The sequence below is a fragment of the Pseudomonas sp. GM55 genome, assembly GCF_000282395.1.
In the GTDB taxonomy this organism is placed as follows: domain Bacteria; phylum Pseudomonadota; class Gammaproteobacteria; order Pseudomonadales; family Pseudomonadaceae; genus Aquipseudomonas; species Aquipseudomonas fluorescens_CC.
Genome location: NZ_AKJJ01000068.1, coordinates 29659 through 42440, shown reverse-complemented (window position 1 = coordinate 42440; position 12782 = coordinate 29659). Strand labels below are relative to the sequence as shown.

Here is a 12782-nt window from a genome sequence, read left to right as displayed (position 1 = left end):
CCTGCAGATCGATGTCGGTGAGCCCAAGGTGCTTGACCTGCCGCAACGGCGGGTGAAAATCCACGAGCAGAAGACGTTCGAAGTCACCGAGTACGAAGTCACGCGTCACTACGACCGCTATACGCCGTACCAACCCTGGCGGGAAATTTACGAAATCCCGCTGGGCGCGGTGGCCGTGGTGGCGGGTATCGGTGCCAACGTGGTCAATGTGTTCACCCTCGGCAATCTGCCGGACAGCATGACCAAGGACTGGCTGAGCTACGGTTTCGCCGGGCTCAACCCGTTCATGAACGTGCAGTCCCACGGCCGCGCGCAGCAAAACCTGGCCGGTATTGGTGAAGTCCAGCGCGACAAACGCACTGAGTATTCAAGCCTGCCCTGGAGCGAGCGTCCGGTCGAGGTCAAGGCCGGCAAGGAAACCTTCGAGCTGACCACCGACAAAAACGGCGTGTTGCGCCTGAATCTGTTGGACAGCCCGTTCGCCGAACATGACATCAATCATCTGAGCCGGTTGCTGATCCGTGTCGAGGATGCCCAGGGCAACGTGCACAGCGATTCCACCCTGGCCATCAGCAGCAACCTGCGCAGCAAGCTGTATGAGGCCCACGGCCTGATCTACGACGACCTCGAAGGCGATGAGGTGAGTCAGTGGGTACACCGGGTCAAACGCCTGTCGGAACTGGGTCTTGAAGAAGAAGCCAGCGAGCTGGAACAGAGCCTGATCGAACTGACGCGCAATGATCCCGAATTGCAGAGCGAATTCCTCAAGTCGCTGGCCCGCAATGGCGAACGACTGGTGGCGAATCCGGGGCTGAACTAAAAAGCCAAAAGCTTCGTCGGAAAGCCGCCCGGAGCCGGCTCGCTCCCACCGTTGATCCGCGATCTATTGTGGGAGCGGGCTTGCTCCGGGCGGCGATCCGACGAAAGGGCCCGCAGATTCACCTCCGAACTACCGCTCAAACAACTCCATCTGCTCGAACCCGCCCCGCAAGTCCTCCAGCCGCACGCCGACGCCCAATAACCGCACCGGTTTACCGCCGCGATTGAAGGCCTGTGTCAGCATCAACTGATAACTTCCCAGATCCCGCCCTGCCCCGGCCTGCTCCAATGTCGTCTGGGTAAAATCGTGGAACTTCACTTTGACGAATGGCTTGCCCGGACGATAACTGCTGTCTATTCGTGCCATGCGACCGGCCAGGGTCTCCAGCAGCTCGGGCAACTTGTCCAGGCAACTCTTCAGGTCCGGCAGGTCAACGTCGTAGGTGTTTTCAACACTGATCGACTGACGGCGACTATCGTTATGCACCACGCGGTCATCGATCCCACGGGCCAGGCTCCAGAGCCGCTCGCCAAAACTGCCGAACTCACGCACCAGCGCCAACTTGTCCCACTCGCGCAATTGCCGGCAGTCGGAGATACCCAGCTTGCCGAGCTTGTCGGCGGTGACTTTGCCGACCCCGTGCAATTTGCTCACCGGCAAGCCACTGACAAAGTCCTCGACCTGGTCCGGAGTAATGACGAACAGGCCGTTGGGCTTTTTCCAGTCACTGGCGATCTTGGCCAGAAACTTGTTTGGCGCCACACCCGCCGACACGGTGATATGCAATTGGTTGGAGACCCGGCGCCGGATATCCTGGGCGATTCGTGTCGCACTGCCCGCGAAATGCGCGCTGTCCGACACATCGAGGTACGCCTCATCGAGTGAGAGCGGCTCGATGATCTCGGTGTAGTCGCGAAAGATCGTGTGAATTTCCCTGGACGCTTCTCTATAGGCATCCATACGTGGCTTGACAATGATCAGGTCCGGGCACAGTTTCAAGGCATGCCCAGAGGACATTGCCGAACGCACCCCGTACGCTCGCGCCTCATAATTGCAGGTAGCGATCACCCCACGCCGATCCGCGGACCCGCCCACGGCCAATGGCTTGCCGGCCAGCCGCGGGTCGTCACGCATCTCAATGGCGGCGTAGAAACAGTCACAATCGACGTGGATGATCTTTCGCTGAGTCATGGCAAAGCAGTGTTCATGGCAAGGAAAAGGCGTCTGGGTATGACGGATATGCAGTATCTCACCGACACCTGTATATAGCACCAGTAGTCTGAATGTTCTTTTCGACTCGTGGGAAATGTCGTTGGTGAATTTATTTTTTCAATCGAAAAAACACTCACGATAGAGCCGCAGGCCTTGCCCCGCCTGCCTCGCAGGCTGACCAACCCGCCCTTCGACAAGCTAACCGATTGAAGCGGAACAGGTTTTATCTGAATTGAAGGTTGACACCCTGGCGTATCTCTATAGAATGCCGGCACACAGACGCGGGATGGAGCAGTCTGGTAGCTCGTCGGGCTCATAACCCGAAGGTCGTCGGTTCAAATCCGGCTCCCGCAACCAAACATCAAAAAAGGCTACTCGAAAGAGTGGCCTTTTTTGTGCGCGCTTGTTTTGCAGCACCGAAACCAGCCAACCTGCTCAATCGAGCAGAAAGCAGAAATCGTTCTGATTCCGAAACTTAGGCCACGGCTGCGACCGTTTGCCGCGATTCAACGTTTATTTGACCTGCTTCAGGATTAACGGTTGACACCCCGGCATTACTCTATAGAATGCCGCCACACAGACGCGGGATGGAGCAGTCTGGTAGCTCGTCGGGCTCATAACCCGAAGGTCGTCGGTTCAAATCCGGCTCCCGCAACCAAACATCAAAAAAGGCTACTCGAAAGAGTGGCCTTTTTTGTATCTGTTGAAAAAGTCCTTTCGCAACAATGATCTGTCACTGTGTAACAAGCCGTTTGGGGTCACCCATGCGCCGGGTTCAGACTATGCTCTATCGCAGGCTGAAGCCTTCACGACTGATGTCGCGCCGTCCCCGCTGCCCGGTGATAGGCGTTAATATTTGTGATTATTTTTTTCTACAGGGATTGGTAACTTGGCTGGATACCCCCATCCTGTCGCGCACAATCCAAGAGGTGATTGATGCGCGCCAACTCGTCTGATTCACAAGACACTGTCACAGCGACACAACCGATCAAGGCCGAACGTCTGCGCCTGCTTGATCTGTTGAGCAAGTACCGTCAACCCATTGGCCTGGCGATCACCCTGCTGTTGTTCGCAATCGCGCTGATTGCCTGTCGCCACCTGTTGAGCGAACTCGACCTTTACGCGCTGCACGATTCGATCCTCGAAGTTCCACAACCTGCCTTGATGGGCGCCCTGGCCGCCACTGTAGTGGGTTTCATCATTCTGCTCGGCTACGAATGGTCGGCCAGCCGCTATGCCGGCGTGAGCCTGGCACCGCGCACACTGGCACTGGGCGGTTTCACGGCCTTTGCCATCGGCAACGCCATCGGTCTTTCAATGTTGTCGGGCGGTTCGGTTCGCTATCGCCTCTATGCCCGCCATGGTGTGGGAGCGGGTGAAGTCGCCCGCATGACACTGTTCGCCAGCCTCTCGCTGGGTTGCGCCCTGCCGCCGCTGGCCGCCCTGGCGACACTCAGCGACCTGCCGGCCGCGTCCACCGCCCTGGGGCTCTCCGAGACGTTGCTGGGCGTGGTGGCAAGCGCCGTGCTCGTGCTGTTTTCGGTGCTGGCCATCGGCATCTACCGTCGTCGCCTGCCGGAACAGCCGTACCCGGACAACCTGCTGGTCAAGGTCGGGCGCCGCACCTTGCGCTTGCCCGGGAGCCGCCTGACGTTCCTGCAATTGATCATCACCGCCCTGGACGTAGCCGCCGCCGCGACCGTGCTTTATCTGTTGCTGCCGGAAACGCCACCCTTCGGTGCGTTCCTTCTGGTTTACCTGCTGGCCCTCGCCGCCGGGGTGCTCAGCCATGTGCCGGGCGGTGTCGGGGTGTTCGAGGCGATTTTGCTGGCGGCGTTTTCCGATACCCTGGGTGCCGCACCACTGGCGGCCGCCCTGCTGCTTTATCGCTTGATCTACGTGGTCCTGCCCTTGCTGGTGGCCTGCCTGCTGTTGCTGATCAACGAAGGTCAGCGCCTGTTCCAGACACGCCAGACATTGCGCGCAGCCTCAGGCCTGGCGGCTCCGATCCTGGCGGTGCTGGTATTCCTGTCCGGCGTTGTCCTGCTGTTCTCCGGGGCCACCCCGGAAATCGATACCCGCCTGGAACACATCGGGTTTCTGATCCCCCATCGACTGGTCGATGCTTCGCACTTTGGCGCCAGCCTGGTCGGCGTTCTTTGTCTGTTGCTGGCCCAGGGGCTGCGCCGCCGGCTGTCGGCTGCGTGGATGCTGACCACCATTCTGTTGCTGGTCGGCGCCCTGCTCTCACTGCTCAAAGGCTTCGACTGGGAAGAAGCCAGCCTGATGGTGCTGACAGCGAGCCTGCTCGGGGTATTCCGCCGCTCATTCTATCGCCCCAGCCGCCTGACCGAAGTGCCGTTCTCGCCGCTGTACCTGGTGGCCAGCCTGTGCGTGCTCGGTGCGTCGATCTGGTTGCTGCTGTTCGCCTATCAGGACGTTCCGTACAGCCACCAGCTCTGGTGGCAGTTCACCCTGGATGCCGATGCCCCTCGCGGCCTGCGCTCGCTGCTCGGGGCTGCCGTGCTGTTGGTGGTGGTGTCGCTGACCTGGCTGCTGCGCACCGCGCGTCCGGTCATTCACCTGCCGACGCCCGACGAACTGGAGCGCGCCAGCAAGATCCTCATGGCATCGGCCCAACCGGATGGCGGCCTGGCCCTGACCGGAGACAAGGCGCTGCTGTTTCACCCCAATGACGAAGCGTTCCTGATGTACGCCCGCCGTGGCCGCAGCCTGGTGGCGTTGTATGACCCGATCGGCCCGGGCCAGCAACGGGCGGAAATGATCTGGCAGTTCCGCGACCTGTGCGACATCCACCACGCCCGTCCTGTGTTCTATCAGGTGCGCGCAGAGAACCTGCCGTACTACATGGACATCGGCCTGACCGCGATCAAGCTCGGCGAAGAAGCCCGGGTCGATCTCAAGCGGTTTGATCTCGAAGCCAAGGGCAAGGAGATGAAAGACCTGCGCTACACCTGGAACCGCGGCACCCGTGACGGCCTCTCGCTGGAAATCTTTGAGCCGGGCCACGCGCCGATGGATGAGCTCAAAGTGATTTCCGACGCCTGGCTGACCGGCAAAAACGTCCGGGAGAAAGGTTTTTCGCTGGGTCGCTTCGGCGATGACTACCTCAAGTATTTCCGCATCGCGGTGATTCGTTTCGAAGGTCGCCCGGTCGCATTCGCCAACTTGCTCGAGACCTACGGCCACGACCTGGCCAGCCTCGACCTGATGCGCGCGCATCCGGACGCCCCGAAGCTGACCATGGAGTTCATGATGGTCGGCCTGATCCAGCATTATAAAAATCATGGATACGCGCGCTTCAGCCTGGGCATGGTGCCGTTGTCGGGGTTGCAACCCCGTCGCGGCGCACCCTTGACCCAGCGCCTGGGCTCGATGGTATTCCGCCGTGGTGAGCAGCTCTACAACTTCCAAGGCTTGCGCCGCTTCAAAGACAAGTTCCAGCCTGATTGGGAACCCCGTTATATGGCCGTGCCCGCCGGACTCGATCCGCTGGTTGCGCTGGCCGACACTGCTGCCCTGATCGCGGGCGGCTTGACCGGATTGGTGAAACGCTGATGATTCAACGCTCCTTGCGGTATGTATTGGGCACACTGGTAATAGTGGCCCTGATTCTCGGTGGCGGTTACTGGTACCTGAAACGCCCGGCACCGGAACCGACCCTCGAATTGCTGACCCCGGCCGATGGTGCGGCGATGACCCGTGTCATCCCCGGCACTACGCCTCGCGCCCAGGTGCTGGTGGCGATCAACGAAGACCAGAAGCTCAGTGACAAGCAATTGCTGACCCTGAGCCGCAGTGGCTCGGCGCAAATCGTCCAGGTGATCCTGCCCAAGGACTGCCTGTTGCAAAGCCGCGCCCTGCAATCGGGCCTCAGAGAACTCAAAGGCCCGGCGACCTTGGTCAGCGGTATCGGCCCGGGTGCCGTGCTGGCCTGGCGCTGGTTGTCCGAGCAGAAGAATGACAAGGCCCAGGCCGTCTCGGTCGACCTGGCCCTGGAAAAAGGTGGCTGCACTCACCTGCTGCCAAAAAGCGCTGCCCACGGACATTGGCTGGTCGCATGGAACGACAACCCGGACGACACCAGTGCCGGCTTCGTGCGTGATCAACCGAACGCCGAAACCAGCATCAGCGACTACGACATCAACCTGCCGCAAGTGCTGAACAACGAACTGCGCAAGATCCTCGTCGGTGGCGACAAGGCCGCTGGCGGCCTGCAGATCCCGGTGGTCGAAGTGCCCGCCGGCCAGGCCAGGGACACCGTGACCCTGTTCCTGTCCGGTGACGGCGGCTGGCGCGACCTCGACCGCGATGTGGCGGGCGAGATGGCCAAGATCGGCTACCCGGTGGTCGGCATCGATACCCTGCGCTACTACTGGCAACACAAGAGCCCGGAGCAAAGCGCGCTGGACCTGGCTGAACTGATGCAACACTACCGGCAGAAATGGGGCACCAAGCGCTTCATCCTGACCGGATACTCGTTCGGCGCCGATGTCCTGCCGGCGATCTACAACCGCCTGGCCGAGTCCGAGCAGCAACGCGTCGACGCGATCATCCTGCTGGCCTTCGCCCGTACCGGCAGCTTCGAGATCGAAGTCGAAGGCTGGCTCGGCAACGCCGGCAAAGAAGCCGCCACCGGCCCGGAAATGGCCAAGCTGCCAGCCGCCAAAGTGGTGTGCATCTACGGTGAAGAGGAAACCGACGAGAGTGGCTGCACCGACAAGACGGCAGTGGGCGAAGCCATCAAGCTGCCTGGCGGCCACCACTTCGACGAGAACTACCCGGCGTTGGCCAAGCGTTTGGTGGATGTGATCGAGAAGCGTCAAGCCAAAGAGGAGCAAGCTCAAGAGTGATCTGAGCCCCGCTGAATGAAAAAGCCCCCGCCATCTCACGATAGCGGGGGCTTTTTCATTCAACGCCACAAATCCCTGTAGGAGCGAGCCTGCTCGCGATAGTCGTCAACGATAACGCTGGCTGCCTGAATGTCCGCGGTGAACTCCGGTTTTTCGCGAGCAGGCTCGCTCCTACAGGATCAGGTTTACATTTCCACCTGCGTACCCAGTTCAATCACCCGGTTCAACGGCAGATTGAAGAAACGCAGGTTGCCGTTGGCGTTCTGCAACATGAACGCAAACAGCGCCTCGCGCCAGCGCGACATGCCTTCAAGCTTGGAGGCGATGACCGTTTCGCGGCTGAGGAAGTACGTGGTGCGCATCGGGCTGAAGTTCAGTTCATCGAGATGACACAGCTTCAACGCTTGGGGCACGTCCGGCTCATCAATGAAGCCGAAATGCAGGATCACCCGGAAGAAACCTTCGCCGTAGGCATCGACCTCGAACCGTCGTGATGGCGGCACCCGCGGGATGTCTTCGTACACCACCGTCAGCAGCACCACCTGCTCGTGCAACACCTGGTTATGCAGCAGGTTGTGCAACAGCGCGTGGGGCACGGCATCCGGCCGAGCCGTCAGGAACACGGCGGTACCTTGAACACGATGCGGCGGTTGCACGGCGATGCTGCTGATGAAGATCGGCAGTGGCAGTCCACCTTCATCGATACGCTCCACCAGCAATTGTTTGCCGCGCTTCCAGGTGGTCATCAGCACAAACAAGGCGAAACCGGCGATTACCGGGAATGCACCGCCCTGAATGATTTTCGGCACGTTGGCGGCGAAGTACACACCATCTACCAACAGGAAACCCAACAGGATCGGGACCACAAGCACCGGTGGCCATTTCCACAGCAGCAGGATCACCGCGGACACCAGAATGCTGGTCATCAGCATGGTCCCGGTCACCGCCACACCATAGGCCGAGGCGAGAGCTCCGGAGGATTCGAAACCCAACACCAACAGCACCACACCGACCATCAGCGCCCAGTTCACCGCGGCGATGTAGATCTGGCCCTGTTCGGCGCTGGAGGTGTGCCGGATGTGCATGCGCGGAATGTAACCGAGCTGGATCGCCTGACGGGTCAGGGAGAACGCACCGGAAATCACCGCTTGCGAGGCAATCACCGTGGCCAGGGTCGACAGACCGACCAGCGGGATCAATGCCCAGCTCGGTGCCAGCAGGTAGAACGGGTTACGGGCAGCTTCCGGGTCGCCCAGCAGCAAGGCGCCCTGGCCGAAGTAGTTCAGCACCAACGCCGGCAGTACCAGGATGAACCAGGCACGTGCAATCGGCTTGCGGCCGAAGTGGCCCATGTCCGCGTACAGCGCTTCGGCACCGGTCAATGCCAGCACCACGGCGCCGAGAATCGTCACGCCCATGCCCGGATGGACCATGAAGAAACGTACACCCCATACCGGATTCATCGCTTGCAGGACTTCTGGATGCTGGCTGATGCCATAGACACCCAGTGCGCCCAGCACGAGGAACCAGGTGACCATGATCGGCCCGAACAGAATGCCGATGCGCGCGGTCCCGTGACTCTGAATCAGAAACAGCGCGACCAGCACCACCAGCGACAATGGCACGACCCAATGATCGATGCCCTCGAATGCCAGGCCCAGGCCTTCAATCGCCGACAGCACGGAGATCGCCGGGGTGATCATGCTGTCGCCATAGAACAACGCCGCACCAATCAGTCCGCAGACCACCAGCAACGTGCGCAATCTGGCGTGCCCCGCCGCCGCCCGCCGCGCCAGCGCGGTCAAGGCCATGATTCCGCCTTCGCCCTGGTTGTCGGCGCGCAGTACAAACATCATGTACTTGATCGACACGACCCAGATCAGCGACCAGAAAATGAGTGCCAGAATCCCCAGCACCCCGTCATGGTTGACCGGCACGCCATAGCCTCCGGAAAACACTTCTTTAAGGGTGTACAACGGACTGGTGCCGATATCGCCATAAACCACCCCGACTGCCGCGACCAGCATACCGATCGGCTTGACCGCCGAATGCTCGGCGCCCGCAGTCTGACTACTTGCCTGACCCATCCACCACTCCTACTACCCAGACTCGGGCTTCTTTGAAAGAAGCACTATGCTTTGTCGTGCAGCATGCGCTGTTTTACTTCACGTTACAGACGTTTTGTTGACTGTAAAAAAACAGTAAAGCGTAACGGCGCGAAGCATAGCGCAGCACTCGTCGTATTTCCCTGCATAAAGCTGGTCAAGTGCGCTTACCATCGCTAGAATTGCGCACTTTTTGATCAGAGGCGCCAAGTAAGCGCCCGTCCGTCGTCTTGCCGCACTCGGCACGAGGCGTCACAAAATACCGAGGTTAGACATGTCCACCACTCCTGCGTCGGCCAATCCAAAGGTTGGCTTCGTATCCCTGGGCTGCCCCAAAGCACTGGTCGACTCCGAGCGCATCCTTACCCAGCTGCGCATGGAAGGCTATGACGTCGTGTCCACCTACCAGGACGCCGACGTCGTGGTGGTCAACACCTGCGGCTTCATCGACTCGGCCAAGGCCGAGTCCCTGGAAGTGATCGGCGAAGCCATCAAGGAAAACGGCAAGGTCATCGTGACCGGCTGCATGGGCGTCGAAGAAGGCAACATCCGCGACGTACACCCGAGCGTGCTGGCCGTGACCGGCCCGCAGCAGTACGAGCAAGTGGTCAATGCCGTGCACGAAGTCGTGCCGCCACGCCAGGATCACAACCCGCTGATCGACCTGGTACCGCCACAAGGCATCAAGCTGACTCCGCGCCACTACGCCTACCTGAAGATTTCCGAAGGCTGCAACCACAGCTGCAGTTTCTGCATCATCCCGTCGATGCGCGGCAAACTGGTCAGCCGTCCGGTAGGCGATGTGCTCGACGAGGCCCAGCGTCTGGTCAAGTCCGGCGTCAAAGAGCTTTTGGTGATCTCCCAGGACACCAGCGCCTACGGCGTCGACGTGAAATACCGCACCGGTTTCTGGAACGGCGCGCCGGTGAAAACCCGCATGACCGAACTCTGCGAAGCCCTGAGCACCCTTGGCGTCTGGGTTCGCCTGCACTACGTTTACCCGTACCCGCACGTTGACGAGCTGATCCCGCTGATGGCTGCCGGCAAGATCCTGCCGTACCTGGACATCCCGTTCCAGCACGCCAGCCCGAAAGTGCTCAAGTCGATGAAACGCCCGGCGTTCGAAGACAAGACCCTGGCGCGCATCAAGAACTGGCGCGAAATCTGCCCGGACCTGATCATCCGTTCGACTTTCATCGTCGGCTTCCCCGGCGAAACCGAAGAAGACTTCCAGTACCTGCTGAACTGGCTGACCGAAGCCCAGCTCGACCGCGTCGGCTGCTTCCAGTACTCGCCGGTAGAAGGTGCACCGGCCAATGACCTGGACCTGGAAGTCGTCCCGGACGACGTCAAGCAGGATCGTTGGGAGCGCTTCATGGCGCACCAGCAGGCCATCAGCTCGGCGCGCCTGCAAATGCGCATCGGCCGCGAGATCGAAGTGCTGGTCGATGAAGTCGACGAGCAAGGTGCGGTAGGCCGCTGCTTCTTCGACGCCCCGGAAATCGACGGTAACGTATTCATCGACAACGGCAGCAACCTCAAGCCGGGCGACAAGGTCTGGTGCAAAGTGACCGACGCCGACGAATACGACCTGTGGGCTGAACAGATCTAAACGCAAAAAATACGCAAAGCCCCGCTCTCTTGACGAGATGCGGGGCTTTTTTACGGCTATCGTTTGAGATTGAACGGAATCACATCACTCACGCATCAGGGGCAGACAGGCATGCGTCAGCATTCGGTCATCCACACGCCGAAATTCAGCGACTACGAAGAACTGACCCGGGTCTGGGAGGCCTCGGTCCGCGCCACCCACGACTTTCTGCCCGACAGTTACATCGAATTGCTGAAAAACCTGGTGTTGACCCGTTACCTCGATGCGGTGATGTTGATCTGCACCAAGGATTCGAACCAACGCATCACCGGGTTCGCCGGCGTCGCGGCCGGCAAGGTCGAAATGCTCTTCATCGACCCTGACCATCGCGGCCAGGGCCTGGGCAAGAAACTGTTGCGCTATGCCCTGGAACACCTGAACGCCGACGAACTGGACGTCAACGAACAGAACCCGCAGGCCCTCGGTTTTTACTTCAAGCAGGGTTTCGAAGTGATCGGCCGCTCGGAAGTCGATGGCATGGGGCAACCGTATCCGTTGCTGCACATGCGTTTGCGCCAAAACCAGAAGCTTTCACAACAGGGCTGACACAACACGTACAACTGTAGGAGCTGGCTTGCCAGCGAAGAATGAGAGAGCGCCGCGTTCTTTCAGGATAAACACGGTGCTCTTGAATCCATCGCTGGCAAGCCAGCTCCTACAAAAGAGCCCTGAGCTGAAATGGAATCGCGATTAACCGGCGCCAGGCAGGTACAATGCCCACCCCCTTTTTGTTACGGCCCTGACATGACTGACCCGATTCGTCTCTCCAAACGCCTCATCGAACTCGTCGGCTGTTCCCGTCGGGAGGCTGAGCTGTTCATTGAGGGCGGCTGGGTCACCGTCGACGGTGAGGTCATCGACGAACCGCAATTCAAGGTCGACACCCAGAAAGTCGAGCTTGATCCAGAAGCCAAGGCCACTGCGCCGGAACCGGTGACCCTGCTGCTGAATGTGCCCGCCGGCATGGACGCAGACACCGCCATGGCCACCCTCGGCGCAGAGACCCTGAGCGAAGAACACCGCTACGGCAAGCGCCCGTTGCGCGGGCACTTCCTGCGACTGACCGCCAGCACCGACCTGCAGGCCAACGCCAGCGGTCTGCTGGTGTTCACCCAGGACTGGAAAATCCTGCGCAAACTCACCGCCGACTCCAGCAAGATCGAGCAAGAGTATGTGGTCGAGGTTGAAGGCGAGATGGTGGCTCACGGCCTCAACCGCCTGAATCACGGCCTGACCTACAAGGGCAAGGAGTTGCCGGCGGTCAAGGCCAGCTGGCAGAACGAAAACCGCCTGCGCTTTGCCATGAAGAACCCGCAACCGGGCATCATCGCCCAGCTGTGCCAGGCCGTCGGCCTGAAGGTCGTCGCCATCCGCCGCATCCGTATCGGCGGTGTGTCCATCGGCAAAGTGCCCGTGGGGCAATGGCGCTACTTGTCCGGCAAAGAGAAGTTCTAAGGCTTCCCGCGCCGCCACACCTTTCGGCGCTGCTGTTTTCAGCGGCGCCCATAGCTGAATTATCAGGACTGCACACATGATTCATAACGACGTACTGCGCAGCGTGCGCTACATGCTCGACATCAGCGACAAGAAAGTCATCGAGATCATCAAGCTCGGCGGCCTGGACGTGGCCCTGCCGGACCTGGTGACCTACCTCGACAAGAAAGAGGAAGACGAGGAAGGTTTCGTACGCTGCCCGGACGAAGTCATGGCGCATTTCCTCGACGGTCTGGTGATCTTCAAGCGTGGCAAGGACGAAAGCCGTGCGCCGCAACCGATCGAAGTGCCCGTGACCAACAACATCATCCTGAAAAAGCTGCGGGTGGCGTTCGAGCTGAAAGAAGACGACATGCACGCGATCCTCAAGGCCGCCGAGTTCCCGGTGTCCAAGCCTGAGCTGAGCGCGCTGTTCCGCAAGTTCGGCCACACCAACTATCGCCCGTGCGGCGACCAGTTGCTGCGCAACTTCCTCAAGGGGCTGACCCTGCGAGTGCGCCCGCAATAAGCTCAAGACACATCTGTTTTCTGTAGGAGCTGGCTTGCCAGCGAAGAACTCAATAACGCCGCGGTGATCCAGTGAATCCGCGTTATCGTTAACGACCATCGCTGGCAAGCCAGCTCCT

9 protein-coding genes and 2 tRNA genes are annotated in these 12782 nt (G+C 60.2%); 9 read left to right on the top strand and 2 right to left on the bottom strand.

Going from position 1 to position 12782, the window contains the following annotated elements:
* Positions 1-820, top strand: an 820-nt coding sequence (locus PMI31_RS18700; protein WP_043302483.1) for a hypothetical protein, incomplete at its 5' end; no start/stop codon positions are given.
* A gap of 129 nt (positions 821-949) precedes the next feature.
* Here PMI31_RS18700 and dinB read toward each other — a convergent pair.
* A complete protein-coding gene (dinB, locus tag PMI31_RS18695) occupies positions 950-2011 on the bottom strand; it encodes a DNA polymerase IV (RefSeq protein ID WP_008019819.1) in 1062 nt (353 codons plus the stop codon).
* A gap of 301 nt (positions 2012-2312) precedes the next feature.
* Here dinB and PMI31_RS18690 point away from each other — a divergent pair.
* The 4 genes from PMI31_RS18690 to PMI31_RS18670 all read left to right on the top strand — a co-directional run bounded on the left by PMI31_RS18690 (position 2313) and on the right by PMI31_RS18670 (position 6906).
* Positions 2313-2389: transfer RNA gene (locus tag PMI31_RS18690), tRNA-Met, on the top strand.
* Between the two features lie 224 nt (positions 2390-2613).
* A tRNA-Met gene (locus PMI31_RS18685) sits at positions 2614-2690 on the top strand.
* Between the two features lie 278 nt (positions 2691-2968).
* A complete protein-coding gene (gene mprF / locus PMI31_RS18675) occupies positions 2969-5611 on the top strand; it encodes a bifunctional lysylphosphatidylglycerol flippase/synthetase MprF (protein WP_008019818.1) in 2643 nt (880 codons plus the stop codon).
* On the top strand, positions 5611-6906 hold the full coding sequence (locus PMI31_RS18670; RefSeq protein ID WP_008019816.1) for a virulence factor family protein: 1296 nt from the start codon (positions 5611-5613) through the stop codon (positions 6904-6906). Before mprF ends, PMI31_RS18670 begins: the two co-directional genes overlap by 1 nt.
* Positions 6907-7091: 185 nt before the next feature.
* On the opposite strand, the gene PMI31_RS18665 is transcribed toward PMI31_RS18670, so the two are convergent.
* Positions 7092-8993, bottom strand: coding sequence for a potassium transporter Kup (locus tag PMI31_RS18665; RefSeq protein WP_008019815.1), 1902 nt, complete (start codon positions 8991-8993; stop codon positions 7092-7094).
* 292 nt (positions 8994-9285) lie between these two features.
* Between PMI31_RS18665 and rimO the strand changes: the two genes are divergently transcribed.
* The 4 genes from rimO to PMI31_RS18645 all read left to right on the top strand — a co-directional run bounded on the left by rimO (position 9286) and on the right by PMI31_RS18645 (position 12664).
* The gene (gene rimO, locus PMI31_RS18660; RefSeq protein WP_007971167.1) at positions 9286-10623 is read left to right on the top strand and encodes a 30S ribosomal protein S12 methylthiotransferase RimO; all 1338 of its coding nucleotides are present in this window, start codon (positions 9286-9288) and stop codon (positions 10621-10623) included.
* A gap of 111 nt (positions 10624-10734) precedes the next feature.
* Positions 10735-11208, top strand: a complete 474-nt coding sequence (locus tag PMI31_RS18655) for a GNAT family N-acetyltransferase (protein WP_008019814.1) — start codon at positions 10735-10737, stop codon at positions 11206-11208.
* Between the two features lie 198 nt (positions 11209-11406).
* Entirely contained in the window at positions 11407-12117 is a 711-nt protein-coding gene (locus PMI31_RS18650; protein WP_043302481.1) for an rRNA pseudouridine synthase, read from the top strand.
* Between the two features lie 76 nt (positions 12118-12193).
* Positions 12194-12664: a DUF1456 family protein gene (locus tag PMI31_RS18645; RefSeq protein WP_008019812.1), complete on the top strand. Its 471-nt coding sequence runs from the start codon at positions 12194-12196 to the stop codon at positions 12662-12664.
* Positions 12665-12782: the final 118 nt, after the last annotated feature.